This window comes from Actinomadura flavalba DSM 45200 (assembly GCF_000374305.1).
Lineage (GTDB): Bacteria > Actinomycetota > Actinomycetes > Streptosporangiales > Streptosporangiaceae > Spirillospora > Spirillospora flavalba.
In genome coordinates, this window is record NZ_KB894094.1 from 207,163 (window position 1) to 232,679 (window position 25,517).

The window sequence follows — 25,517 nt, forward strand, 5'->3', positions numbered from 1 at the left end:
ATATCCCCGGGGTCCGAAAACGCGAACCGGGCGGCGCGCGCACCGCCGCGCCTGCGGCGCGACGGGGGCCGGAGCCCGCAAACGTCACGGCCGGGCCCGGAGGCCGCACGCCGCTCCGCGGCCTGCGCTCCCGAACCCGGCCGTGATCCGGCGGTTCGCGTGTCTACCCTGGTCAGGCCCCCACGAGCTGGGCGGCCAGGAAGGGCTCGACCTGCGAGAGCGCGATGCGCTCCTGGCTCATCGTGTCGCGCTCGCGGATGGTCACGGCGTCGTCTTCGAGCGTGTCGAAGTCCACAGTGACGCAGAACGGGGTGCCGATCTCGTCCTGGCGGCGGTAGCGGCGGCCGATGGCGCCCGCGTCGTCGAAGTCGACGTTCCAGTTCCTGCGGAGCTGCGCCGCCAGGTCGCGGGCCTTGGGCGACAGGTCGGCGTTGCGCGAGAGCGGCAGCACCGCGACCTTGACGGGCGCGAGACGGCGGTCCAGCCGCATGACCACGCGCTTCTCCATCTTGCCCTTGGCGTTGGGCGCCTCGTCCTCGGAGTAGGCGTCCATCATGAACGTCAGCGTGCAGCGGTCGACACCGGCGGCGGGCTCGATGACGTACGGCGTGAACCGCTCGCCCGCCTCCTGGTCGAAGAACGACAGGTCGGTGCCGGACGCCTTGGCGTGCGTGGTGAGGTCGTAGTCGGTGCGGTTGGCGACGCCCTCCAGCTCACCCCACTCGCTGCCGACGAAGCCGAACCGGTACTCCACGTCCACCGTGCGCTTGGAGTAGTGCGACAGCTTCTCGGCCGGGTGCTCGAAGAGGCGCAGGTTCTCCTTGTTGATGCCGAGGTCGACGTACCACTGGAAGCGCTCGTCGATCCAGTACTGGTGCCAGTCCTCGTCGGTGCCGGGACGGACGAAGAACTCCATCTCCATCTGCTCGAACTCGCGGGTGCGGAAGATGAAGTTGCCCGGCGTGATCTCGTTGCGGAACGACTTGCCGATCTGGCCGATGCCGAACGGCACCTTGCGGCGCGCCGACTGCTGCACGTTCAGGTAGTTGATGAAGATGCCCTGCGCGGTCTCGGGACGCAGGTAGGCCAGGCCCGACGCGTCCTCGACGGGGCCGAGGTAGGTCTTGAGCAGGCCGTTGAACATGCGCGGCTCGGTGAACGCGCCCTTGGTGCCGCAGTTGGGGCAGGTGATGTCGGCCAGGCCGTTCGCGGGCGCCCGGCCGTGCTTCTCCTCGTACGCCTCTTCGAGGTGGTCGGCGCGGAACCGCTTGTGGCACGACTGGCACTCGGTCAGCGGGTCGACGAACGCGTTGACGTGGCCGCTGGCCTCCCACACCTCGCGGGCCAGGATGACCGACGAGTCGAGGCCGACGATGTCGTCGCGGCCCTGCACCATCGACTTCCACCACTGGCGCTTGACGTTGTTCTTCAGTTCGACGCCGAGCGGGCCGTAGTCCCACGAGGCGCGCAGACCGCCGTAGATCTCGCTGGAGGGGTAGACGAGACCCCGTCGCTTGGCGAGATTGACGATCGTCTCCAACACGTCGGAACGGCGTGCCATGAGCATTCTCCATCCGGCTGGCGGTCGGCGGGATTGTCGAAGCGTCCCGGCGCGGACGAAACTCCGGCCGGGCGTGTGCCATCCCCGGTGTGAGCGCCTCCGCGCGGCCGTGCCTGCGCGGGGCGTGCCGCCAAGCTTAGGGCACCGCGCGGGGGTCTCCGCACGTCAATAAACGTGCGCGTCCACGGCGTTGTTGTCGACGTTGATCGTGACGCCGCCGTGCGTCTCCTTGTGCCCGCCCCGGTACTGCTTGATCCGCCGGTGCGGCGGCCACCACGACGACTCCAGGTACGGGCTGTCGTAGATCGCGGTCTTGCGGTCCCAGTGGGCGTACCAGACGGCGGTCGGCTTGGTGATGCCGGTGGCGCGGCCGACGTCGCGGATGCCCGACGAGCCGCTGCTGTAGAGGCCGGGCACGTAGTCGAGCGCCTTCATCCGCGCGGAGTAGGCGCCGACGAACGTCAGCGCGGCGTTGCGGCACGAGGCGTTGTTGCTGTTGTACGCCTCCAGGTCGAAGTAGACCGGCTGCCCGGCGGGGATGCCGAGGCCCTTGGCCTTGGCGACGGCGTCGTCGGCGGCGGCGCGTCCCTGCGCGGCGGCGTTGGCGGCACTGAACCGCGCCTTGTACTTCGAGCAGGGCGCCTGGAGCCCGACGTAGGTCGGGATGAGCCGGTAGCCCATCGCCCGCACCTGCTTGACGTAGGCGGCGTTCAGGTTCTTCTGGGCGCAGCCGCGCGCGGCGCCGCCGATGTAGATGTTGGAGATCTGGTACGCCTTGCGCCACGCCCTCATCGCGGCGAGGCTCGGCGCGGCGCAGGTGTCGAAGCCCTTGCCGGTGGCCCAGGCCCGCTGCTCGGTGTCGCGCGGCTCGGGCGCCGCGGGCGGCGGCGTCTCCTCCGGGACGGGAGCCGGGGCCGGTGGCGCGGGCTCGGCGGGCCAGCCGGCCGACAGCCGGGTGGCGCGGACGATCCGCTCCAGCTCGGCGGGGTCGGCTCCGTAGGCGCCGGTCAGCGTGACGCCCGCCTCCGGGACGGGCAGGCGCAGCGCGTGGTCGGGCGTGGCGGGCACGTCCTGCCCGGCGAGCCGGTCGGCGCGGACGACCCCGGCGCGGCGCTGCCCGGCGGGACCGAGCGGTTCGACGTGCAGGGCGGTGGCGCCGCCGACGACGCGGGACGGGCAGTCGGCGTCGGCGGCCGGGGTGCCCAGGTAGACGGCGTTGCGGTCGAACCGGACGCAGCGTCCGGGTTCGCGGGCGAGGTCGTGCACGGCCCAGCCCGCCGGGACCGGGACGCGCACGCCCCGGTAGGCGACCGTCCGGGCCCGCTCGGTGTCGGCTAGCGCGGCGGCCGGGTCGGCCGCGGCCCCTTCGGCGGGCGGCCGGAAGCCGCTGACGGCGGCCGAGACCGCGACCACTCCGAGTACCCCGCCGACGATTCGCGCATGCCGCATCCGATCCTCCCGATGATCAACTCGCGCGGTTGATCACCGGTCCGGTTCGCCCGCAAACGGGCGCCCGCAGGTCTTTCCCGAGCATTGACGCGCAGGTGCAGCGGACGTTCAGGAAAACGCGACGACCTCGTACGCACCGGGCTCGTCCACGGCGAACGCGGCGAGCGGCAGGAATCGGACGCGGACGTCGGTGGCGCCGAGCGCCCGGCGGTAGTACCCCGCGCCCTCCCATTCGGTGACGAGCGTCCACAGGTCGGGCTCGTCCATGTTGCGGGCGAGCCGTCCGGTGAGGTGCCCGGGACTGCCCGCGAGCAGGTCGAGCACGGCGCGCATCCCGGCGGCGAAGTCCTCGTCCCGCTGCTGCGGCACCCGGTAGCGGGTCACGGCGATCATCGTCACATCCTGGCAGGCGCGGGCGGCTACGTTGTCGGCATGGAGACGCGCGAACCGCCCGGACCGGGCACCGAGGGATTCCGCGCCGCGGTGGAGCGCCGCAGCGCGCCCGCCGTGGTGCTGCTGCACCGGCGCCGGACCCTGTTCCTGATCGCGGTGCTGGTGCTGCTGTGCGTCGGGCTGTTCGTCGCGAACTGGCTCGGCGTGGCGGCGCTGCTGGTGCTCATCGCGATCACGACCTGGCTGGCGTACCTGAACTGGCCGCGGTTGACGACGGGCGCCCGGATCGGCCGGGTGCTCGCGTTCGCGGTGCTCGCAGCCTTCGCGGTGTCCCATGCCCTCGGTCGGTTTTGACAACCGTTTTCACTTTCGTCCATACTCGGGACGTGTTCACCTCCCGTGCCCGGATGCTGCCCCTCGTTCTCGCCTCCTCCCTCGGACTCGCCGCGCTCACCGGCTGCGGCTCGTCCGGTGACGCCGCCGCCGACGGCAGGACCGACGTCGTCGCGTCCTTCTACCCGCTGGCCTTCCTCGCCGAGCGGGTCGGCGGCCCCGACGTGTCCGTCACGACGCTCACCCGGCCCGGCGCCGAACCGCACGACCTGGAGCTGACGCCCAAGCAGGTCGGCCGCGTCGGCCGCGCCGACCTGGCGCTGTTCATCAAGGGCGTCCAGCCCGCCGTGGACGACGCCGTCGCCAAGCACGCGAAGGACGCCGCGTTCGACGCCGCGTCGCACGTCAAGCTGATCCCGGCGCCCGCCGAGGACGAACACGAGCACGAGCACGGCCACGAGGACGAGCACGGCGACGAGGGCCACGACCACGGCGAGCAGGACCCGCACCTGTGGCTCGACCCCGACCGCATGGCGACCGTCGCCACCGCCCTCGGTGAGCGCCTGGCCGAGGACGACGCCGCGCACGCCGCCGGATACCGCGCCCGCGCCGCCGCCCTGTCCGCCGAGCTGAAGAAACTCGACGGCGCGTTCGCCGCCGGGCTGAAGTCGTGCACCCGCGACACGCTCGTCACCGCGCACGCCGCGTTCGGCTACCTCGCGGACCGCTACAAGCTCAAGCAGATCTCGATCGCGGGCGTGGACGCCTCCAGCGAGCCGTCGCCGCGCCGCCTCGCCGAGCTGACGCACCAGATCAAGGACGCGGGCGCCACCACGGTCTTCACCGAGACGCTGGTCAGCCCCAAGGTCGCCGAGGCCCTCGCCCGCGAGGCGGGCGTCAAGACCGCCGTGCTGGACCCCGTCGAGGGCGTCAAGGAGGGATCGCGCGATGATTACCTCTCGCTGATGCGCGCCAACCTCGCCGCGATCAAGCCCGCCCTCGGCTGCTCCTGACGCAGAAAGACTTCATGACCCCTCCCTTCGAGATGCGCGGCGGCCACGTCCGCCGCGACGGACGCGACGTGCTGCGCGGCGTCGACCTGCGCGTCGCCGCCGGTGACGTCGTCGCCGTGCTCGGCCCCAACGGCGCCGGGAAGTCCACGCTCATCAAGGCGCTGCTCGGGCTGCTGCCGCTCAGCGGCGGCAGCACGGCCGTCTACGGCGTCCCCCCGGCCCGGTTCCGCGACTGGGGCCGGGTCGGGTACGTCCCGCAGCGCCTCCCGATGGGCGGCGGCGTGCCCGCCACCGTCCGGGAGGTCGTCGCGTCGGGCCGCGTCGCGCGGCGGTCCCGGTGGCTGCCCGCGCTCACCGACCGGGGCGCCGACCGCGCCGCCGTCGACCGCGCCCTCGCCGCCGTGGGGCTCGCCGGACGTGACCGCGACACCGCGCACCTGCTGTCGGGCGGGCAGCAGCAGCGCGTCCTGATCGCCCGCGCGCTCGCGGGCGAGCCCGACGCGTTCGTGCTCGACGAGCCGACCGCCGGGGTCGACGCCACCAGCCAGCTCGACCTGGCCGGGACGCTGGGCGGGCTCGTCGCCGGCGGCCGCACGGTCGTGCTCGTCGCGCACGAACTCGGCCCGCTGGCGCCCCTCATCACCCGGACCGTCCGGCTCGCCGGGGGCCGGATCGTCGCCGACGACGGGGAGGCCGCGTGATGGAGATGCTCCAGTTCGAGTACATGCGGATCGGCCTGGTGATGGCCGTGCTCATCGGGCTCACCGCCCCGGCCATCGGCACGTTCGTCGTGCAGCGGCGGCTGGCGCTGCTCGGTGACGGCATCGGCCACGTCGCGCTCACCGGCATCGGCCTCGGTCTGCTCACCGGCTCGTCCCCGATCCTCGGCGCGCTGGCCGTCTCGGTGCTCGGCGCGCTGGCGATCGAGCTGCTGCGCGCCCGCAGCCGCAGCGGCGCCGACGTCGCGCTCGCGCTGCTGTTCTACGGCGGGCTCGCGGGCGGCGTCGTCCTCACCGGACGGTCCGGGGCGGGCACCGCGAGCCTCCAGTCGTACCTGTTCGGGTCGATCACCAGCGTGACCGCCGCCGACCTGTACGTCATCGCCGGGCTCGCCGCCGCCGTGCTGCTCGTCGTCGCGCTGTTCGGCCGGGAGCTGTTCCTGCTCAGCCAGGACGAGGAGCTGGCCCGCGCCGCCGGGCTGCCCGTCCGGTTCCTCAGCGCGCTCGTCGCGGTGACCGCCGCCGTCACCGTCGTCATCGCGATGCGCGCGATCGGGCTGCTGCTCGTCAGCGCGCTCATGGTCGTGCCGGTCGCCGCCGCGCAGCAGTTCGCGCGCAGCTTCCGCGGCACGATGCTGGCGGCGATGGCCGCCGGTGTACTGTCGGCGGTGGCGGGACTGGCCGGGTCGTACCAGTACGATCTGCCCCCGGGCCCGTCCATCGTGCTGCTGGCCCTCGCGGTCTTCGCCGTCGCGGTCGCGGCGGGCGGGCCGCTGCGGCGACGCCGGACGGCCGCCGCCCGGGCGCGCGCCGCCGAGCCGGAGGTGATGAAGAGTTGACGACCACCCGCCGCAACGCCGTGCGCCAGGCGCTCGCCGGCAACCAGGGCTTCCGGTCCGCGCAGGACATCTACGCCGACCTGCGCGCCGACGGCTCCAAGATCGGCCTCACCACCGTCTACCGGGCGCTCCAAGCCCTCAGCGAGACCGGCGAGGTCGACGTGCTGCGCACCGACGACGGCGAGGCCGTCTACCGGGCCTGCCGCACCGAGGAGCACCACCACCACCTCGTCTGCCGCGCGTGCGGCCGGACGGTCGAGGTCGCCGGGCCCGCCGTCGAGAAGTGGGCCGACGCGATCGGCGCCGAGCACGGCTTCAGTGAGATCACCCACACCGTCGAGGTGTTCGGGACGTGCGCGGGGTGCGTCGCCGGGCGGAGCTGATCGCGGATGCGCAAGAATCGGCACATGGCTACGACACGTACCGCGAACACGCACTGGGAAGGGCCGCTGCTGGGCGGCCAGGGAAAGGTCTCGCTCGACTCGTCCGGCATCGGTGAGTTCGAGGTGACCTGGCCGTCCCGCTCCGAGGAGCCGAACGGGCGCACCAGCCCCGAGGAGCTCATCGCCGCGGCGCACTCCGCCTGCTTCTCCATGGCCCTGACGGCCGGGCTCGCCGGAGCGGGCACCCCGGCGGAGACCATCGACGCCAAGGCCGACGTCACCTTCCAGCCGGGTGAGGGCATCACCGGCAGCAAGCTGACCGTCCGGGCGAGCGTGCCCGGTCTCAGCGCCGCCGACTTCGAGAAGGCGGCCCAGGCGGCCAAGGAGAACTGCGCGGTCAGCAAGGCGCTGACCGGCACGACGATCACCCTCGACGCCTCCCTGGTCTGAGCCGGTCACGGGGGCGGCGCACGCCGCCCCCGTTCCGCTCAGCCCCGCCGGACGACCGGCACCGGCACCTCGCCCGCGAGCGTCACGCGCCGCAGATGGCGGGGCTCGTCGCCGAAGTCGCGCACGACCCGGTACTGCGTGGACCGGTTGTCCGCGAGCGCGACGTCACCGGCCTCCCACCGCCAGCGGACGGTGTTCTCCAGCCGCGTCACGTGGTCCTGGAAGAGGCGGATCAGCGCCTCGGAGTCGGCCTCGGCGCTCAGCCCGACGATCGAGCGGGCGAACCCGCCGAGCAGCAGCGACCGCTCCCCCGTCTCGGGGTGCAGCCGCACCACCGGATGGTCGGCGCGGCCGGACGGGTCGGCGTGGTGCGCCCAGAGCCGGTCGGCGAGGTCGCGCAGTTCCACCGGCAGCGCGTCGTAGGCGGCGGCGGTGTTCGCCCAGACCGTGTCGCCGCCGCGCGACGGCAGTTCGACGGCCTGGAGCAGCGTCGCGCGCGGCGGGCGCTCGGTGTAGGAGGCGTCGGTGTGCCAGGCGCCGCCGTCCTGGCCGGAGGACGGCACCCGCCCGGGGTCGCCGAGGCGGCGGGCGAAGGCGAGCAGCCCGGCCTCGTCCAGGTGGTGCTGGCCCCGGAAGAACAGCACCTTGTGCCGGTGCAGTTCGCCGCGCAGCCGCGCGACGACGTCCTCCGGCAGGTCGCCGGACAGCCGGACCGGACAGATCTCGGCGCCGACGCGGCCCGCGACGGGGCGCACGGTGAGAGGTCTGTCGAGCACGGCGTGTAGTGACTCCGGGACCTGAGACGTCATGCCACGACGGTAGGCGGCCCGACCGCAGAAAGCAAACTAATCCTGTAGGAAATGTCAGGACGCGGGGAGCGGATTCGGCTGCGCGCCCCCGTAGCGGCGGTCCCGCGAGGCGTAGACCTCGCAGGCGTGCCACAGGTGGCGGCGGTCGAAGTCCGGCCAGAGCGTGTCGAGGAAGACCATCTCGGCGTAGGCCGACTGCCAGAGCAGGAAGTTGGACGTGCGCTGCTCCCCCGACGACCGCAGGAACAGGTCCACGTCCGGGATGTCGGGTTCGTCGAGGTAGCGCGCGAACACCTTCTCGGTGATCTTGTCCGGGTTGAGCCTGCCGTCGCGGACGTCGCGCGCGATGGAGGCGGTCGCGTCCAGGATCTCCGCGCGGCCCCCGTAGTTCACGCAGAACTGGAGCGTCAGCGTGTCGTTGCCGCGCGTCATCTCCTCGGCCGACTCCAGCTCCTTGATGACGCTGCGCCACAGCTTCGGGCGCCGGCCCGCCCAGCGCACCCGCACCCCCATCGAGTGGAGCTGGTCGCGGCGGCGGCGGATGACGTCGCGGTTGAAGCCCATGAGGAAGCGGACCTCGTCCGGCGAGCGCTTCCAGTTCTCGGTCGAGAACGCGTACGCCGACACGTACGGGACGCCCAGCTCGATCGCGCCCATGATCACGTCGAACAGCGAGTCCTCGCCGCGCCGGTGGCCCTCGGTGCGGGGCAGCCCGCGCTCCTTGGCCCAGCGGCCGTTGCCGTCCATGACGATCGCGACGTGCCGGGGCACCAGCTCGGCCGGGATCGCCGGGGGGCGCGCCCCGTCCGGGTGGGGATAGGGCGGCAGGACGGCCTTGCTCATACGAACTCGCCTCTCGGCTCGACCGGGGATCGGGTGGGTCCGGCTCACTCGCCGCCGCGCTCGACGTGCCGCAGCGAACGGATGCCGTGTTCGAGGTGCCATTGCAGGTAGGCGGCGACGAGGCCGCTGCACTCTACCCGGTGGCGGGTGTCGCTGCCGTCGGCGTAGGCCCAGTCGCCGCGCAGCAGCGCCAGCATGAGGCCGAACGTCGGCGGCGCGGGGGTGGCGGCGCCCGGCTGGCGGCACCGGCCGCAGACCGCGCCGCCCGCCGCGATGGCGAAGCCGCGCAGGCCGCCGCGCTCGCCGCAGCGGCAGCACTCGTCCAGGGCGGGCGCCCAGCCCGCGACCGACAGCGACCGCAGCAGGTAGGCGTCCAGGACGAGACGGGGGTCGTGCTCGGCCTCGACCAGCGTGCGCAGCCCGCCGACGAGCAGCAGGAACTGCCGCAGCGCGGGCTCGCCCTCCTCGCTGGTCAGCTTCTCGGCCGTCTCCAGCATCGCCGTGCCGGCCGTGTAGCGCGGATAGTCGAGCGCGAGGCGCTGCCCGTAGGGGCGCAGCGTCTCGGCCTGGGTGATGAGGTCGAGCGAGCGGCGCTCGTAGAGCTGGAGGTCGACGTGGGTGAACGGCTCCAGCCGCGCGCCGAACCGCGACTTGGTCTTGCGGACGCCCTTGGCGGCGGCGCGGATGCGCCCGCCCCGGCGGGTGAGCACCGTGACGATGCGGTCGGCCTCGCCCAGCTTCTGGGTGCGCAGCACGACGCCTTCGTCTCGGTACAGGGTCACCCGGCCATTCTTCCGCACCGGCGGAGATGGATCATCCAGGGACGAACCACCCCATGATCACCGAGGGTGACCGGATCAGGTCGCGCCGGTGAGCGTGGAAACGTGGTGTCGATCACAGAAAAGTGCCAGCGTGGAGTCCATGAGATGCACCATCGTGCCGCCGCACATCCTCGAACGCGTCGCCACCGCCGGTGACCCGGCGCTGCGCGACATCGCCCGCCGGACCCTCGCGCTGAGCGCGGGCGTCCGGTCCGAACGGCGGATCGCCCCGGTCCGTCCCGCCGCCCCGACCGAGGACTTCGTCCCCGACCGGACGATCAAGGACGCCGGGTACCGCACTGAACTGCCCGGCGACACCGTCCGCGCCGAGGGCGGTCCCGCGACCGGCGACCCCGTCGCCGACCAGTCCTACGAATGGCTCGGCACCACATTCGACTTCTTCGAGGCCGCCTACCGCCGCAACTCCATCGACGGCGCCGGGCTACCGCTGATCTCCACCGTCCACTACGGCCGCGACTACGACAACGCGTTCTGGAACGGCGAGCAGATGGTCTACGGCGACGGGGACGGCGTGCTGTTCAACGCCTTCACCGCCTCGCTGGACGTCACCGGCCACGAGCTCACCCACGGCGTCACCCAGTACGCCGCCAACCTGGAGTACTACGGCCAGGCGGGCGCGCTGAACGAGTCGATGTCGGACGTGTTCGGCGTGCTGGTCAAGCAGTGGCACCTGGGCCAGCAGGCCGCCGACGCCGACTGGCTCGTCGGCGCCGAACTCCTCACCGACGAGATCGCGGGCGTCGCGCTGCGGTCCATGAAGGAGCCCGGCACCGCCTACGACGACCCGCGCCTCGGCAAGGACCCGCAGCCCGGCCACATGGACGGCTACGTCGACACCTACCGCGACAACGGCGGCGTCCACATCAACTCCGGAATCCCGAACCGCGCCTTCTACCTGGTCGCGACCGCCCTCGGCGGGAATGCCTGGGAAAAGGCGGGGAAGATCTGGTACGACACGCTCACCGGGGGCAAACTGTCGGCCACGGCGGATTTCGCAACTTTCGCTGCAACCACCGTCGTGACCGCCGCCGCGCTCCACGGGGACGACGCGCCGGAGGTCGCCGCGGTGCGCGAGGGCTGGGCGGGAGTCGGCGTGCAGGCGTAGCGATGGGCGGGCGCGAGGAGGCGTCGTGAGAGTCAGAGTGGTCCGCACCGGCGGATTCGCGGGAGTCGAACGGCACGGCGAGTCCGACAGCGCCCGCGATCCGGTGCTGGCCCGGCTCGTGGACCGCGTCGACCTGGACGCGGTCCCCCCGCCGGGCCGCATCCCCGACCAGTACCTCTACGACATCGACATCGACGGTTCCACCGCGACGGTCGGCGAAGCCCAGCTCAACGGCCCGCTGCGCGAACTCGTCCACCACGTCCTCGGCTAGCGCCGGGGAGAGTCGCACGAAAGGCCCGGACCGAGGTCATCGGGTCCGGGCCTTCCGAAACGGACGCGCGCTGGGTGCGGCGGGCGCGGCCGGGCTTTCCGGGGGCTTCGGCTCAGGCGGTGCCGCGGGCGACGCGGTTCACCGCCGACAGCATCGCCTTGAGCGAGGCCGTGACGATGTTGCCGTCGATGCCGACGCCCCAGACCGTGGTGCCGTCCACGTCGCACTCGACGTAGGCGGCGGCGCGGGCGTCGCCGCCGGCGCTGAGGGCGTGCTCGGTGTAGTCGAGCACCCGGACGCGGACGCCGACGGTCGCCAGCGCGGCCTCGAACGCCGACACCGGGCCGTTGCCGACGCCCTCGATCTCGCGGATCTCGCCGTCGACGCGGACGTCGCAGCTCAGCCGGTCCTTCTCGTCCACGCGGGACGCGGTGCGGTGCGCCAGCAGCCCGACGCGCGGGCCGCCGACGAGGAACTCGCGCTCGAAGATCTGCCACATCCGCTCGGGCGTGACCTCGCCGCCCTCGCCGTCGGTGTGCGCCTGCACGACCCGGGAGAACTCGATCTGGAGGCGGCGCGGCAGCTCCAGCGCGTGCTCGGTCTTCATGATGTAGGCGACGCCGCCCTTGCCGGACTGGCTGTTGACGCGGATGACCGCCTCGTAGCTGCGGCCGACGTCGTGCGGGTCGATCGGCAGGTACGGGACCTGCCAGGTGAACCGCTCCACCGGTACCCCGGCGGCCTCGGCGTCGCGGCGCAGGTGGTCGAAGCCCTTGTTGATGGCGTCCTGGTGGGAGCCGGAGAACGCGGTGTAGACCAGGTCGCCGCCATAGGGGTGGCGCTCGTGCACCGGGAGCTGGTTGCAGTACTCGACGGTGCGGCGGATCTCGTCGATGTCGGAGAAGTCGATCTGCGGGTCGACGCCCTGGGTGAACAGGTTCAGGCCGAGCGTGACCAGGCAGACGTTGCCGGTGCGCTCGCCGTTGCCGAACAGGCAGCCCTCGATGCGGTCGGCGCCCGCCATGTAGCCCAGCTCGGCGGCGGCGACGGCGGTGCCCCGGTCGTTGTGCGGGTGCAGCGACAGCACGACCGAGTCGCGGTAGGCCAGGTTGCGGTGCATCCACTCGATCTGGTCGGCGTAGACGTTGGGCGTCGCCATCTCGACCGTCGCGGGCAGGTTCACGATGACCTTGCGGTCGGGGGTGGGCTTCCACACGTCGTTGACGGCGTTGCAGACCTCGACGGCGTACTCCAGCTCGGTGCCGGTGAACGACTCGGGCGAGTACTGGAAGTAGATCCGCGTGTCGCCCATGTCCTCGGCGAGCTTGGCGCACAGCTTGGCGCCCTCGACGGCGATGGCGGTGATGCCGTCGCGGTCCTGCCCGAACACGACGCGGCGCTGGAGCGTGCTCGTGGAGTTGTACAGGTGGACGATGGCCTGCTTGGCGCCGCGCACCGACTCGAAGGTCCGCTCGATCAGCTCGGGCCGGGCCTGCGTCAGCACCTGGATGACGACGTCGCCGGGGATGCGGTCTTCCTCGATGATCTGCCGGACGAAGTCGAAGTCGGTCTGGCTGGCCGCCGGGAACCCGACCTCGATCTCCTTGTAGCCCATGCGGACCAGCAGCTCGAACATGCGCAGCTTGCGCTGCGGGTCCATCGGGTCGATCAGGGCCTGGTTGCCGTCGCGCAGGTCGACCGCGCACCAGCGCGGGGCCGCGTCGATGACCCGGCCGGGCCAGGTGCGGTCGGTGAGCGTGACGGGTGCGAACGGGCGGTAGCGCTCGACGGGCATACCGGAAGGCTGCTGCTCGGGAAACATGTGCGCCTCATCCTCTGTGGCTGGGATCTGATCCTGCGGCCGACGGCCACGTCACGTGGTTCGCCGTGCATGACGCTGTCCCGCAGCGAGGGAGCCGGCCTGAGTTATGGGCCCCCGCTGCGGCCGCTAAGGAGGAGCAGCTCGCGCGACACGTTCGCCAACGTAACAGATCGCATCCGCGCCTCGGTAACGGCGTCCCGCATGGTGAGACCACGGGCGCCTCCTCCCCTGGGCATAACGCCACAAAGGCCACGAAGGTATTCCCCGGCGCGGGTGTATCCGCGCGAACCGCCGGACGGATTCCGCGTCACGGGTCAGGATGAGGGGCATGACCTTCCCGTCCATGCCGGGATTCGACACGATCACCCTGACCCGCGACCTCGACCCCGTCATGGCCGCGCGCGACCAGGATCTCGGCGACCGCTTCCGGCAGTACCCGAAGCTGCTCCCGCTGGAGCCGGTCTTCTCCGTGGCCCGCCAGACCGGCCGCGAGTGGCGGATCCTCGACACCTGCCACGCGACCCCCGACGAGGCGCGCCGGTGCTTCGCGTACTGGCTGGACACCGAGATCGAGATCCGCCCGGACGACCACGCCTACGTCCGCGCCGCGTCCGCCGCCATGGCCAAGCTCAACCCCGAGGACGGCGACCCGATCCGCAAGGACGAGTGGGAGTTCTGCGGTGAGCGGTACCGGATCATCCGCATCCTGCGGTTCACCCTCATGGGCGACCGCATCCTGGAGCCGCCCCGGCCGAGCGACGTCGAGCCGCCGCGAGGCCCCGACCCGGTCTACGAGATGGTCCTCGACCCGATGCGGCCGTGCGGCGAGTACGAGATGCAGCTCCGTCTGAACATCTCGGCCTTCACCGCCAACGCCGACGCCAACTCCGCGCAGATCGTGGCCGAGGCGCGGCACGCGGCGCAGACGCACCCGGGCGTGCTGATCCTGCCGCCCGCCTTCGAGGTGACCGAGGTGCGCCCGCGCCGGGGCTGGCGGACCGTGATCGACGCGGAGGGGCCCGACTCGGCGTCGGTCCGGCTGTACGAGTTCCTGCGGTTCACCGCGCCCGCCCACCACAGGCACGAGCACGGCAGCCCGCCGACCGAGGACGAGCGGGCCGCCTACCACCGCGCGGCCGACGAGGTGCGCGGGCAGCCCGGCCCCGACTTCGCCGTCCTCGGCCGGACGTTCCGCACCCTGCGCATCACCCGCGCCCTGCGGCTCGGCCGCGAGGGGCCGGAGGGGCCGCGCCCGTCCGACGAGGACGACGCGGAGCCCGGCGCCGGGTCCTGAGCGGGGACGCGGCGCCGGGCGGGCGATCAGACGGCCAGCAGCCGCTTGACCTCCTCGTCGTGCAGGTCCTCGGCGGTGCCCGCGCGCTGGACGGCGCCGCCCTCGATGATGACGAAGCCGTCGGCCAGCCGCAGCGCCAGTTCCAGGTACTGCTCGACGAGCAGCACCGCCAGGCCGTTCTCCTTGTGCAGCCGCTCGATCGCGGCCTCGATCTCCTGCACGATCGACGGCTGGATGCCCTCGGTCGGCTCGTCCAGGATCAGCATCCGGGGCCGGGTGACGAGCGCGCGGGCGATCGCGAGCTGCTGCTGCTGGCCGCCGGACAGGAACCCGGCGCGGCGGCCGAGGAACTCCTTGAGCCGGGGGAAGATCTCCAGCGCCTCGTCGATCGCGCCCTTGTCGCGGTGCCGGGACGCCTCCAGCGTGACCTGGAGGTTCTCGGCGACGGTGAGCTGCGGGAACGTCTCGTGCCCCTGCGGCACGTAGCCCATGCCGCGCCGCACGCGCTCGTGCGTGGGGACGCCGGTGACGTCCTCGCCGTCGAAGACGACCGTGCCGCCGGTGGGCGGCAGCACCCCCATGACCGCGTTGAGCAGCGTGGTCTTGCCGACGCCGTTGCGGCCCATCACGCACAGCAGTTCGCCCGGCCCGACCGTCACGTCCACGCCGAAGAGCACGCGGGCCCGTCCGTAGGCGGCCTCCAGCCCCGTCACCCGGAGCAGCGGCTCGGTGCCGGTCACGCGGCCTCCTCCCGGGTGCGGCCCAGGTAGACCTCCTGGACGCGGGGGTCGGCCTGGACGGCGGCGACGTCGCCCTCGACCAGCACCTTCCCCTCGTGCAGCACCGTCACCTGGGAGGCGTAGCGGCGCAGGAACTCCATGTCGTGCTCGACGACGATGACCGTGTGGTCCTTCGCGATCGAGGTGAGCAGTTCGCCGGTGCGGTCGCGCTCGTCGCGGCTCATGCCGGCGACGGGCTCGTCCAGCAGGAGCAGCCGGGGCTGCTGCGCGATGAGCATGCCGATCTCCAGCCACTGCCGCTGCCCGTGCGACAGGACGCCCGCGGGCCGGTCGGCCAGGTGGCCGAGGCCGATGGTGTCCAGCGCCGTGGCGACGGTGTCGGACACGCCCCTGCGCTGCCGCAGCAGCGTCGGCAGCGGGCGCCGGAATCCGGCGGCCAGGTCGAGGTTCTCCACGACGGTCAGTTCCTCGAACACCACCGAGGTCTGGAACGTCCGCCCGATGCCCAGCCGGACGATCTTGTGCTCCTTCTGCCCGGACAGCTCGGTCCCCGCGAACCGGACGGTCCCCGACGCGGGCCGGGTCAGCCCGGTGATCACGTCGATGAGCGTGGTCTTGCCCGCGCCGTTGGGGCCGATGAGGAACCGCAGCTCCCCCGCCCCGACGGTCAGGTCCACTCCCCCGAGGGCCCGGAAGCCGTCGAACACGACCTCCAGCCCCCGGATCTCCAGCAACGCCTCACTCATGCCGGTACCTCCTTCGGGGTCTTGACCGCCGGAGCGGGCTCGGGCTCGGGCGGGGGCCGGTCGCCGCGGCGGCGGGCCAGGGCGTCGCGGGCCTGCTGGTAGACGCCGACCGCGCCCCTGGGGGCGAGTGTCATGACGAGGATGAACAGGGCGCCCTGGAGGTAGAGCCAGCCGCCCGCCCACTCCTCGCTGAACGCCGTCTTGGCGTAGTTCATCGCGACCGCGCCGAGGATCGCCCCGGCCAGGGCGTACCGGCCGCCGACCGCGACGGCCACGACCAGTTCCAGCGACGGCACCACGCCGAGCAGCGACGGCGAGATGATCCCGACGACCGGGACGAACAGCGCGCCCGCGATGCCCGCCATGCCCGCCGAGACCGCGAACGTGATCGTCTTGACCGTGGCGGGGTTGTATCCGAGGAACCGGACCCGGTCCTCGCCGTCGCGGACGGCGACGAGCAGCCGCCCGAACCGCGACTTCACGAGCTGCCGCGCGCCCAGGTACAGGACGCCGAGCACGATCGCGGTGACGAAGTACAGCCCGCGCTGCGTGCTCTCGGCCTCGGGGTCGCGGCCGAACACGTCGTAGAAGTTGGTCAGCCCGTTCGTCCCGCCGGTCAGGCCCTGCTGGCCGACGAGCAGGATGACGAACGCCGCCGCGAGCGCCTGCGTCAGGATCGCGAAGTACGCGCCGCGCACCCGCTGCCGGAACACCAGGACGCCGAGGAGCGTCGCGATGGCGACCGGCACGACGATCACCGCGCCGATCGCCACGACCGGGTTGCCGAACGGTCCCCACAGCGCGGGCAGCTTCTCCACGCCGCTCCACACCATGAAGTCGGGCAGGTCGCCGCCCGCGTCGTGCAGCTTCAGGTACATCCCCATGGCGTAGCCGCCGAGGCCGAAGAACACGCCCTGGCCGAGCGTGAGCATGCCGCCCTGGCCCCAGGCCAGGCCGATGCCGAGCGCGGCGATGGCGAAGCAGAGGTACTTGGCCAGCTCGTCGAGCCGGAACGCGGGCAGGGCCAGCGGCGCGACGACGAGGATGAGCAGGGAGATCGAGGCGAAGAGCGTGTAGCCACGCAGCCGGTCGCTCATGTCAGGGCCCGGGAACGCAGGACGAACATGCCCTGGGGACGGAACTGGAGGAAGGCGATGATCGCCGCGAACACGATGACCTTGGCCAGGCTGGCGTCGGTCCAGAACTCGGTGAACGAGTTCAGCATGCCGAGGGCCAGCGCCGCGATCACCGCGCCCTTGAGCTGCCCGAGGCCGCCCGCGACGACGACGAGGAACGCGTCCACGATGTAGTAGGTGCCGAGCGACGGGCCGACCGGCCCGATCAGCGTCAGCGCCACCCCGGCGACACCGGCCAGGCCGGAGCCGAGGAAGAACGTGAACTGGTCGACGCGGCCGGTGGCGACGCCGCTGACCGCCGCCAGCTCGCGGTTCTGCATCACCGCGCGCATCCGGCGGCCCTGCCGGGACCGGTTCATGTAGACCGAGATCCCGACGACGCACGCGATGGCGAGGCCGAGGATGAACAGCCGCGAGTACGGCAGGTTCGCGCCCGCGACCTCGATCCGTCCGGTGAGCCAGGACGGGGCGTCGACCTGGACGTTGGGGGCGCCGAACAGGTCGCGCGCCGCCTGCTGGAGCACCAGGCTGACGCCCCAGGTGAGCAGCAGCGTGTCCAGCGGCCGGCCGTAGAAGTGCCGGATCGCCGTCCGCTCCAGGATCCAGCCGAGCGCCCCCGCGATGAGGAACGCGACGGGCAGGGCGACCAGGACGGCCTGGCCGCCCGCCCATCCCTGGAGCATGTAGGCCGTGTAGGCACCGGCCATGATGAACTCTCCGTGCGCCATGTTGATGACGCCCATCTGGCCGAACGTGAACGTCAGGCCGAGCGCGATGAGCAGCAGCACCGCGCCGATGCTGAGCCCGATCGGCACCTGGTTGAGCAGTGATTCCATGGGCTTTGAGCCGCCTCCTCTAATGCGTTCCGGGGAGGAAGCGGCGCGCCCGCCGTTGCGCGCGCCGCGGAACGTTCCCTCGTCAGGACAGGCCGGAGGCCCAGGGGTAGGACTTCAGGTACGGGTCGGGCTTGATCGGCTCCTTGGACGACCAGACCTCCTTGATGAGGCCGTCCTTGCCGATGACGCCGATCCGGGCCGTCTTGTAGACGTGCTGGGTGGGTCCGTCGATGGTGACCTTGCCCTCGGGCAGGTCGAGCGAGATCCCGGCGGCGGCCTTCTTCACGGCCTCCACCTCGACGCTGCCGGCCTTCTCGGCGGCGGCGGCCCACAGGTGGACGGCGTTGTACCCGGCCTCCATCGGGTCGGAGGTCACCGCGCCCTTGTGCTTGGCCTGGAACGCCTTGACGAACGCGTCGTTCGTCGCGCCGGAGGTCGTCTGGTAGTAGTTCCAGGCGACGAGCTGGCCCTCGATGTTCGGGACGCCGATGCCCTTCACCTCTTCCTCGGCGATGCTCACCGACATCACCGGCAGCTTGGCGGCGTCGAATCCGGCGCTCTTGAGCTGCTTGAAAAAGGCCACATTGCTGTCGCCATTGAGCGTGTTGAACACCGCGTCCGGCTTGGCGTCACTGATCTTGTTGACCAGCGTGCTGTATTCGGTGTGCCCGAGCGGAGTGTACTCCTCGCCCAGGATCTGCATTCCGTTCGCCTTCGCGTACGCCTTGATGATTTTGTTGGCGGTGCGCGGGAAGACGTAGTCGCTGCCGACCAGGTAGATCTTCTTCTTGCCCTTTTCCTTGAGGTAGTCGAGGCCGGGCACGATCTGCTGGTTGGTGGTGGCGCCGGTGTAGAAGATGTACGGGGAGCTCTCCAGCCCCTCGTACTGGACCGGGTACCACAGCAGCGCCTTGTTGCGCTCGAAGACCGGCAGCATCGCCTTGCGGCTGGCGGACGTCCAGCCGCCGAACACCGTCGCGACCTTGTCCTTCTTGATGAGCTTCTGGGCCTTCTGGGCGAAGGTCGGCCAGTCCGAGGCGCCGTCCTCGACGACGGGCTCCAGCTTCTTGCCGAGCACCCCGCCCTTGGCGTTGATCTCTTCGATCGCCAGCAGCTCGGAATTCTTGACCGTCACCTCGCTGATGGACATCGTGCCGCTCAGCGAGTGCAGGACACCGACCTTGATGGTGTTTCCGGCGGCCCCCGCTTCGGCGGTGTCACCCGATTCACCGCCACAGGCGGTGAGCAATGCGGCCGGCAGGACGAGCGCCGCCGCCAACGGCCTGAAGAACTTTTTCCGCAACTATCGACTCCTCACAGAACGGACCCCGTCGGTTCGTTTACTGTGCCAAGTCTCCGGAAACAGATTTCCGGGCAACGACCGTCGTGTTACATGAGGATGACGAACTTCTCACCGCGACCGTCGGTCAGGGAATGAGCACGGAAAGGCAGGTCACGCTGCCTCCGAGCTTCTGGAACTCCCCGATCTCGACCGTCGTGACGTCCAGTCCCTCGGCGGCGAGCAGCGCGGCGGTGCGCGGTGCCGAGGCCGCCAGCAGGACGTGCCGGGGCCCGGTGACGAGCACGTGCGCGCCGGTCGGCTCGGGCGCCACCCGCACCCCCGGCAGCCCGGCGGTGGCGACGTGCTCGGGGCGGCCGAACAGCGTGCCGTCCGGCAGCGCGGTCATGGCCGACTTCAGGTGCAGGACGTCCGGCGCGGCCACCGGAACGACGGGGCCGTCGCCGAGCAGGTGCGCGAGCGCGCAGGTGCCGTCCTCGTTCGTCCGCGCGGTGCGGCCCACGTAGACGACGCCGCCCGCCTGGAGCACGTCGCCGCCGTCCAGCGTCGCGGGCGCGGTGACCCGCTCGACGCGCAGCCCGAGGTCGCGGGCGGCCTTCTCCGCGCCCGCCGTCTCGCCGCGCCGCGCGGGCGCGCCGGGCCGGGTCACGACGGCGACGTCGCCGCGCACGACGAGCGCGTCCTGCACGAACACCGCGTCGGGGTGGTCGTCGGCGGGTTCGACCTCGTGGACCGTCCACCCGGCGGCGCGCAGCGCGGCCACGTAGGCGTCGTGCTGGCGGCGCGCGAGGTCCGTGTCGACGGGCGCGGCGGCGCCCGGGGCGATGCCCTCGGCGAGGCGGGGGCCGGGGCGGCGGACGAGGGCCGTGCGGCGGGCGGGCGTGCGCTCTGGTGCGTACATGGGGGACGTCCGTAAATGGGGGGTGGGGTCAGTGCGCGGCACCCTCGGTGGTGAGGATGACGCCGAGGGCGTGCGCGCGGGACATGCCGAGCCACTGCGCCACGCGGTGCACGGCGCGGCGGCGCGCCTCGTCCAGCGGGCCGGACGCCAGCGCGATGCGGACGGTCTGGGCGAGGAACCACTCGCGGGCCTCGACGGTCAGCGCGTCACCGGCGCGGGTGACCTCCTCGGCGAGGAAGCCCGCGCGCAGCACCAGGTCGCCGTCGAGGGCGGCGCCGTCGTAGGCGGTGTCGCCGTAGCCGCGGACGACCTGGATCGCGCGCTCGCGGGCGGCGGGGTCGCCCGGGTCGCCGGCGGCGAGCACGAGCGCTGCGGCGGCCCGCATCCCGGCGGGCAGCGCCGCGGCCATCAGCCGCGCGGTCGGCGTCCGCAGCGCCGACGTCGCGAACCGTCCCTTGCAGGTGCGGCACTCGGCGCACTCGCCGATGGCCCGCAGCGGGACGACGGGCACGAAGAACGCGGTGACCCAGCGGCGCGCGGCGCGCCGCCGATACGTCCGGTCTCCCCCACAGCGGGGACAGTGGAACGTTCCCTCCCCGACCGTCCGATAGGTGACCGAGAACCCGAAGACGAGCAGCACCGACGCCCTCCCTTCTGCGCGACCTCGCCCAAACTACCCACCCCGCGCCCGCACCGGAACCGGCTCGACACCTCTGGGTGCGGCGTCACGCGATCCGGTCGGCGGGCGGGCCCGAGGTCTACGCTGTGCTCATGAGCGGTGACGTGGATTCCGGCGGGCGGCCGAGGCCGGAGTTCCTGCCGCCTCTGCACACGGGTCACCGGGCGGCGCACGGCGCGTCTCCGGCCGAGCAGCCGGAACCGCCCGCCGCCCCGCGTCCGCCCGGCTCGCGGGCGAGGACGGTCTGGTCGGTGCTCACCATGCTGGCGGCGGGCACGCTGCTGGTCTCGGCGTTCCTGCCGTGGGCCGAGATGCGGTACGTGCTCAGCCTGTTCGGCAGCGAGCTCCGCCAGGAGGGCGGCGACGTGGCGGGCATCGAGGCCGACGGCGCCGTGGTCGTCGTGCCGGTGCTGGCGCTGTGCGCGCTGCTGCTGACGGCGTGGGGCCTGGTCGCGCGCGACCCGCGCATCGCCCTGCTCAGCGCGGTGCCCGGCGCGCTGGCCGCGCTCGGCTGCGGGCTGTTCGTGCTGCGGCTCGGCCACGCGCGCGAGCAGATCATGCGGGAGAACGAGCTGTTCGGCCGGTTCGACCTGACGCTCACCTACGGCTGGTACCTGGCGCTGGCGTCCGCGCTGCTGGTCACCGGGCTGGCGCTGCTCCAGCCGCTGACCGCGCGGCTCAATCGTCGAAGCCGAGCCGGCGCAGATGCTTCGGATCGCGCTGCCAGTCCTTCAGGACCTTGATCCGCAGGTCGAGGAAGACGCGGGTGCCCAGCAGCGCCTCGATCTGCCGCCGGGCGGTGGCGCCGACGTCGCGGAGCCGCGCGCCCTTGTGGCCGATGATGATGCCCTTCTGGCTGGACCGCTCGACGTACAGGTGGGCGTAGACGTCGACGAGGTCGTCGCGGCCCTCGCGCGGCGCCATCTCGTCCACCAGGACGGCGATCGAGTGCGGCAGCTCGTCGCGGACGCCCTCCAGCGCCGCCTCGCGGATCAGCTCGGCGATGAGCACCTGCTCGGGCTCGTCGGTGAGGTCGCCCTCGGGGTAGAGCGGCATGCCCTCGGGCAGGTGCCCGATGAGCAGGTCGCCCACGAGCCCCACCTGGAAGCCGTCCTGCGCGGAGCAGGGCACGATGTCGGCGAAGGCGCCGAGTTCGCCCACGGCCATGAGCTGTTCGGCGACCTTCTCGCGCGGCACCAGGTCGGTCTTGGTGACGATCGCGACGATCGGCGTCGACTTGACGTTCGCCAGCTCGCGGGCGATGAACTTGTCGCCGGGGCCGACGGGCTGGTCGGCCGGGACGCAGAACCCGATCACGTCCACCTCGGTGAGCGTGGACCGCACCAGGCTGTCCAGCCGCTCCCCCAGCAGCGTGCGCGGCTTGTGCAGGCCGGGGGTGTCGACGACGACGAGCTGCGCGTCGGGCCGGTGCACGATGCCGCGGATCGCCCGCCGGGTGGTCTGCGGGCGGCTGCTGGTGATCGCCACCTTCGTCCCGACCAGGGCGTTCATCAGCGTGGACTTGCCGACGTTGGGCCGTCCCACGAAGCAGGCGAAGCCGGACCGGAACCCCTGGGGGACATCGGCGGCGTTGAGGTCTCCCAGCGCTGTCACCTGTCAATTGTCGCGCATGGGACGACCTTGTCACGCCGCGGGCGTGCCCAGGTCGCGCAGCGCGGCCCGGGCCTCGCGCTCGAAGCGGGCGGCGCCGACGCGCGCCGACAGCTCGGCGGCGTGCCGGTAGTGCGCGGCGGCGTCGGCGGGGCGGTCGAGCAGGACGGCCAGGTCACCGAGGACCTGCGCGACCGGGCCGAGCGTGACGACGCCGCAGCCGCCGCCGCTGAGGTGGTCGGCCCAGGGCAGCAGGGCCGCGTACGTCTCGGCGCCGAGCGCGCGGTCACCGAGCAGGACGGCGCGTTTCCCGCGCACCGACATCGCCAGGTCGAAGAAGAAGTCGGGCCGGACCGTGCCGGGCGGCGCCCGGTGGGCGGCCTCCGCGCCGCGCCCGGCGGCGGCGAGCACGACGGCGTGCAGGTCGGCGGCGAAGTCGACGTGCCCCCAGTCCGCGACGATCTCCTCGGTCTCCTCCAGCAGGCCGGCCAGGGTGCCGCGCGCCAGGTGCGTGCAGAAGTCGGTGATGAACAGCATCCCGCGCTCGGTGCCCCAGATGCCGCCGGTCGCGTGCCAGGCGCGGCGATAGGCGTGCCCGGCGGCGTCCCAGCGTCCGGCGATGACGTGGTCGAGCCCGCCGTGCCAGTGGCCGATGGCCTCCAGCAGCGCCAGCCCCTGGTCGCGGACGTGCCGCAGCCCCGCGCGGGAGTGCTCGCCGGCGGCGGCGAAGTCCAGCCGGGCCGCCGCCGCCTGGCGGAGCTGGAGGTGCGCCAGGCCCCGGTAGACGGCCAGGTCGTGCGCGCGGGACAGGTCGAGCAGCTCGTTCGCCAGCGCCCAGCGCTCGTCGCGGTGGCCCGGTTCGCGGTACAGGTTGAGGTAGAGGCCGTTGAACGCGACGGCCAGCAGCGCCGGGTCGCCGTGCTCGCGGGCCAGCGCGACGGCCTCGCGGCCCGCCCGCAGGCCGCGGTCGGCGGCCTCGCCCTCCCGCTCGATCGCGATCGTCGTCAGCAGCCGCACCCGCAGCTCGGCCGCGTCGGCGGGCAGCGCCGCGAGCGCGCTCTCGGCGGCGGTGACGATCGCGTCGTCCGACGACCCGTAGGCGCGGCTCGACCACAGCGTCGGGACGTCGAACGCGACGATGACGCGGGCGAGCAGGCACGTGTCGCCGACGTCGCGGGCGAGCGCCACCGCCGCCTGCCGCCGGACGCGCGCGCCCATCAGGTCCCCGGCCAGCGCGGCGGCGCGGATCGCGGCGATCTCGGTCTCCAGCCGCTCGCGGATCTTCCCCGCCGCGCCGAGCAGGTCGGCCGCGCGGCTCCACAGCTCGGCGGCGGCGCGGTAGGCGAAGCGCGTCTCGGCGGCCTCGGCGGCGAGCCGCGCGTACCGGACGGCGCGTTCGGGGTCGCCGCCGGACGCCAGGTGGTGGTGGGCGATGGCGGCGGTCTCGTGCGGGCGGTGCCGTTCCAGCGCCGCCGCGAACGCGCCGTGCAGCCGGGTCCGGCGGGCCCGCGACAGGTCCGAGTAGAGGGCGTCGCGGACGAGCGCGTGCGCGAACCGGACGCGGCCGGGCGCGGGCTCGTCCACCAGCCCGGCGGCCAGGCCCGCCTCGACGGCGTCGATGACGGCGTCCTCGTCGCCGCCCGCCACGTCGGTGAGGACGGCCAGGTCGGCCTCACGGCCGAGGACGGCCGCGACGCGCAGCACGGCGTGGGCTCCGGCGGGGAGCCGGGCGAAGCGGCGGCGCAGCACGTCACCGACCCCGGCGGGGACGGCGCGGCGGGCGGCGGGCAGCCCCTCGGCGTCGACCAGGCGGGCGGACTCGCGGGTGAAGAACGGGTTCCCGCCGGTGCGCTCGGCGATGGCGGCGACGTCGCCGTCGCTCAGCGGGGTGGCGCAGGCGGCGCGGACCAGCGCGGCGGTCTCGGCGGCGGGCAGCCCGGCCAGCTCCAGCCGCTCGGGCTCGTGCCGGGCCAGCAGCGCGAGCGCGCCGCCGAGCGCGGCGGGAGTCTCGGTGGGACGGTACGTCGCAACGATGAGCACGGGCCGGTCGCGGAGCCGTCCGGCGAGCTGGACGAGCAGCGCCAGCGTCTCCTCGTCGGCCCAATGCAGGTCGTCCAGGGCCAGCAGCAGCGGCGCCCGCCCGGCGAGCCCGCCCAGGTACTCCCCGACGGCCAGGTGCAGGCGGAACCGGCGGGCCTGGACGTCGCCGCCCTCGGGGGTGGCGGCGTCGTCGAGCAGCGGGGCGAGCCGGGCGGCCAGGTCGCCGCCGGGCGGGTCGGCGGCGGCGAGGGCCCGCAGCAGTTCGGCCCACGGCCAGGCGGCGGGGGCGCCGCCGGTCTCGGGGGCGCGGCCCCACGCGGTGCGCCAGCCGTGCGCGGCGCGGTCGGCGGCGAACCGTTCCACGAGCGCGGTCTTGCCCATCCCGGCGTCGCCGCTGAGCAGCAGCAGGCGGCCCTCCCCGGCGGCGCAGTCGCGGGCGGCGGCGTCCATCCGGCGCAGTTCGGCGGCGCGGCCGACGAACGCGTGCGCGGGCGCGGCGTCCGGGACGACGGTCAGGACCGGCGCGGCGGCGCGCTCGTTCGCGGGCTCGGCCAGCAGCGCCGGGGACTGGGCGAGGATGTCGCGTTCGAGATCGCGCAGCGCCGGGCCGGGGTCGACGCCGAGTTCCTCGGTGAGCCGGGCGCGGGCCCGGCGCAGCGCCGCGAGCGCGTCGCCCTGGCGGCCCGCCCGGTACAGGGCGAGGGCCAGCAGCCGCCACGCCTCCTCGCGGAACGGGTGCGCGGCGGTGTGCGCCTCCAGGTCGGGGACGGCTCCGGGGGCGCCGCCGGTCGCGAGCAGCGCGGCGGCGCGGTGCTCGACGGCCAGCCGGTGCAGTTCGGCGAGGCGGTCGGCCTCGCGCGCCGCCCACGGCAGGTCGGCGAACTCGGCGTAGGCGGGGCCGCGCCAGCGGGTCAGGGCCTCGCCCGCCGCGCGTGCGGCGGCGGCCGGGTCTCCGGCGGCCAGCCGTTCGGCGGCGCGGGCCGTCAGCGCCTCGAACGCCCAGGCGTCGACCCGGTCGTCCGGGAGCCGCAGCGCGTATCCGGGCGGCGCGGTGACCAGGACGCCGGCGGGCGTGCGCGGCGGCCGGGACGGCTCCAGCGCGCGCCGCAGGTGCGAGACGAACGACTGGAGTCCTCCGGCGGCCCGGGGCGGCGCCCCCTCCGGCCACAGGTCGGCGACGATCCGGTCGGCGGGCACCATGCGTCCGCCCGCCGCCACGAGCCGCGCCAGCACGGAACGCTGGCGGGGCCCGCCGAGGTCGGCCGGGGCACCCGCCACATGCGCCTCGAACGCGCCCAGAACCCGCACGTCCGTCATGTCGCCCGCCATTTGGACGCCAGCCTAGACCGGCCGGGCCCCACGGGCCGTCGGGCCCCCGCGCGTTGTTCGTCACGCCCGCCGC

26 protein-coding genes are annotated in these 25,517 nt (G+C 73.2%); 10 read left to right on the forward strand and 16 right to left on the reverse strand.

All coding sequences use genetic code 11. The annotated features are described in order from the left end of the window. Positions 1-172: 172 nt before the first annotated feature. The 3 genes from C229_RS0110455 to C229_RS0110465 form a co-directional block, all read right to left on the reverse strand. Positions 173-1,561 (reverse strand): glycine--tRNA ligase, encoded by a 1,389-nt coding sequence (locus tag C229_RS0110455; protein ID WP_033424277.1) that lies wholly within the window; start codon positions 1,559-1,561, stop codon positions 173-175. A 165-nt stretch (positions 1,562-1,726) separates the two neighbouring features. After that, on the reverse strand, positions 1,727-3,010 hold the full coding sequence (locus C229_RS30165) for a glycoside hydrolase domain-containing protein (RefSeq protein ID WP_155884757.1): 1,284 nt from the start codon (positions 3,008-3,010) through the stop codon (positions 1,727-1,729). Between the two features lie 108 nt (positions 3,011-3,118). Further along, positions 3,119-3,403 (reverse strand): antibiotic biosynthesis monooxygenase family protein, encoded by a 285-nt coding sequence (locus C229_RS0110465; RefSeq protein ID WP_018655020.1) that lies wholly within the window; start codon positions 3,401-3,403, stop codon positions 3,119-3,121. Positions 3,404-3,442: 39 nt separating this feature from the next. On the opposite strand from C229_RS0110465, the gene C229_RS30170 reads away from it, so the two are divergent. The 6 genes from C229_RS30170 to C229_RS0110495 are packed head-to-tail and all read left to right on the forward strand — an operon-like array spanning position 3,443 to position 7,140. Next, on the forward strand, positions 3,443-3,757 hold the full coding sequence (locus tag C229_RS30170; protein WP_018655021.1) for a DUF6703 family protein: 315 nt from the start codon (positions 3,443-3,445) through the stop codon (positions 3,755-3,757). Positions 3,758-3,789: 32 nt separating this feature from the next. Next, positions 3,790-4,749, forward strand: coding sequence for a metal ABC transporter substrate-binding protein (locus C229_RS0110475; RefSeq protein WP_155884758.1), 960 nt, complete (start codon positions 3,790-3,792; stop codon positions 4,747-4,749). 14 nt (positions 4,750-4,763) lie between these two features. Then, positions 4,764-5,450, forward strand: coding sequence for a metal ABC transporter ATP-binding protein (locus C229_RS30175; protein WP_155884759.1), 687 nt, complete (start codon positions 4,764-4,766; stop codon positions 5,448-5,450). Continuing rightward, positions 5,447-6,307 carry a metal ABC transporter permease gene (locus tag C229_RS0110485; protein WP_026313649.1) on the forward strand — a complete coding sequence of 287 codons (861 nt, stop codon included), beginning with the start codon at positions 5,447-5,449 and terminating at the stop codon, positions 6,305-6,307. Before C229_RS30175 ends, C229_RS0110485 begins: the two co-directional genes overlap by 4 nt. After that, on the forward strand, positions 6,304-6,690 hold the full coding sequence (locus tag C229_RS0110490; protein ID WP_018655025.1) for a Fur family transcriptional regulator: 387 nt from the start codon (positions 6,304-6,306) through the stop codon (positions 6,688-6,690). Before C229_RS0110485 ends, C229_RS0110490 begins: the two co-directional genes overlap by 4 nt. Before the next feature lie 24 nt (positions 6,691-6,714). After that, positions 6,715-7,140: an OsmC family peroxiredoxin gene (locus C229_RS0110495; RefSeq protein ID WP_018655026.1), complete on the forward strand. Its 426-nt coding sequence runs from the start codon at positions 6,715-6,717 to the stop codon at positions 7,138-7,140. A 38-nt stretch (positions 7,141-7,178) separates the two neighbouring features. Here the strand turns inward: C229_RS0110495 and C229_RS0110500 are convergent, their stop codons facing one another. The 3 genes from C229_RS0110500 to recO are packed head-to-tail and all read right to left on the reverse strand — an operon-like array spanning position 7,179 to position 9,574. Beyond that, complete coding sequence (locus C229_RS0110500) at positions 7,179-7,949, reverse strand: TauD/TfdA dioxygenase family protein (protein ID WP_033424223.1); 771 nt, start codon at positions 7,947-7,949, stop codon at positions 7,179-7,181. A gap of 54 nt (positions 7,950-8,003) precedes the next feature. After that, complete coding sequence (locus C229_RS0110505) at positions 8,004-8,792, reverse strand: isoprenyl transferase (RefSeq protein WP_018655028.1); 789 nt, start codon at positions 8,790-8,792, stop codon at positions 8,004-8,006. 44 nt (positions 8,793-8,836) lie between these two features. Next, positions 8,837-9,574, reverse strand: a complete 738-nt coding sequence (gene recO / locus C229_RS0110510; protein WP_018655029.1) for a DNA repair protein RecO — start codon at positions 9,572-9,574, stop codon at positions 8,837-8,839. A gap of 139 nt (positions 9,575-9,713) precedes the next feature. Here recO and C229_RS0110515 point away from each other — a divergent pair, with 139 nt between their 5' ends. Beyond that, complete coding sequence (locus C229_RS0110515; RefSeq protein ID WP_026313651.1) at positions 9,714-10,739, forward strand: M4 family metallopeptidase; 1,026 nt, start codon at positions 9,714-9,716, stop codon at positions 10,737-10,739. Positions 10,740-10,764: 25 nt separating this feature from the next. Then, positions 10,765-11,010, forward strand: a complete 246-nt coding sequence (locus C229_RS0110520) for a protealysin inhibitor emfourin (protein ID WP_026313652.1) — start codon at positions 10,765-10,767, stop codon at positions 11,008-11,010. Between the two features lie 112 nt (positions 11,011-11,122). Here C229_RS0110520 and leuA read toward each other — a convergent pair whose 3' ends face one another. Then, positions 11,123-12,832 (reverse strand): 2-isopropylmalate synthase, encoded by a 1,710-nt coding sequence (gene leuA / locus C229_RS0110525; protein ID WP_026313653.1) that lies wholly within the window; start codon positions 12,830-12,832, stop codon positions 11,123-11,125. 328 nt (positions 12,833-13,160) lie between these two features. On the opposite strand from leuA, the gene C229_RS0110530 reads away from it, so the two are divergent. After that, positions 13,161-14,126, forward strand: a complete 966-nt coding sequence (locus C229_RS0110530; protein WP_018655033.1) for a DUF5954 family protein — start codon at positions 13,161-13,163, stop codon at positions 14,124-14,126. Between the two features lie 26 nt (positions 14,127-14,152). On the opposite strand, the gene urtE is transcribed toward C229_RS0110530, so the two are convergent. The 7 genes from urtE to C229_RS32765 form a co-directional block, all read right to left on the reverse strand. Further along, on the reverse strand, positions 14,153-14,866 hold the full coding sequence (gene urtE, locus C229_RS0110535; protein ID WP_018655034.1) for an urea ABC transporter ATP-binding subunit UrtE: 714 nt from the start codon (positions 14,864-14,866) through the stop codon (positions 14,153-14,155). Then, the gene (gene urtD, locus C229_RS0110540; protein ID WP_018655035.1) at positions 14,863-15,612 is read right to left on the reverse strand and encodes an urea ABC transporter ATP-binding protein UrtD; all 750 of its coding nucleotides are present in this window, start codon (positions 15,610-15,612) and stop codon (positions 14,863-14,865) included. Before urtD ends, urtE begins: the two co-directional genes overlap by 4 nt. Then, positions 15,609-16,709 (reverse strand): urea ABC transporter permease subunit UrtC, encoded by a 1,101-nt coding sequence (gene urtC / locus C229_RS0110545; RefSeq protein WP_018655036.1) that lies wholly within the window; start codon positions 16,707-16,709, stop codon positions 15,609-15,611. The genes urtD and urtC overlap by 4 nt, the downstream gene beginning before the upstream one ends. After that, the gene (urtB, locus tag C229_RS0110550) at positions 16,706-17,584 is read right to left on the reverse strand and encodes an urea ABC transporter permease subunit UrtB (RefSeq protein WP_018655037.1); all 879 of its coding nucleotides are present in this window, start codon (positions 17,582-17,584) and stop codon (positions 16,706-16,708) included. Before urtB ends, urtC begins: the two co-directional genes overlap by 4 nt. Before the next feature lie 82 nt (positions 17,585-17,666). After that, positions 17,667-18,887 carry an urea ABC transporter substrate-binding protein gene (gene urtA, locus C229_RS0110555; RefSeq protein WP_026313654.1) on the reverse strand — a complete coding sequence of 407 codons (1,221 nt, stop codon included), beginning with the start codon at positions 18,885-18,887 and terminating at the stop codon, positions 17,667-17,669. 124 nt (positions 18,888-19,011) lie between these two features. Continuing rightward, positions 19,012-19,785, reverse strand: a complete 774-nt coding sequence (locus tag C229_RS0110560; RefSeq protein ID WP_018655039.1) for a dimethylarginine dimethylaminohydrolase family protein — start codon at positions 19,783-19,785, stop codon at positions 19,012-19,014. 28 nt (positions 19,786-19,813) lie between these two features. Beyond that, entirely contained in the window at positions 19,814-20,425 is a 612-nt protein-coding gene (locus C229_RS32765; protein WP_018655040.1) for a hypothetical protein, read from the reverse strand. 131 nt (positions 20,426-20,556) lie between these two features. Between C229_RS32765 and C229_RS30185 the strand changes: the two genes are divergently transcribed. Next, entirely contained in the window at positions 20,557-21,207 is a 651-nt protein-coding gene (locus C229_RS30185) for a hypothetical protein (RefSeq protein ID WP_155884760.1), read from the forward strand. On the opposite strand, the gene era is transcribed toward C229_RS30185, so the two are convergent. Then, positions 21,143-22,078: a GTPase Era gene (gene era / locus C229_RS0110580; protein WP_018655043.1), complete on the reverse strand. Its 936-nt coding sequence runs from the start codon at positions 22,076-22,078 to the stop codon at positions 21,143-21,145. The genes C229_RS30185 and era overlap by 65 nt on opposite strands. Before the next feature lie 30 nt (positions 22,079-22,108). Then, positions 22,109-25,432: an ATP-binding protein gene (locus C229_RS0110585; RefSeq protein ID WP_026313656.1), complete on the reverse strand. Its 3,324-nt coding sequence runs from the start codon at positions 25,430-25,432 to the stop codon at positions 22,109-22,111. Positions 25,433-25,517: the final 85 nt, after the last annotated feature.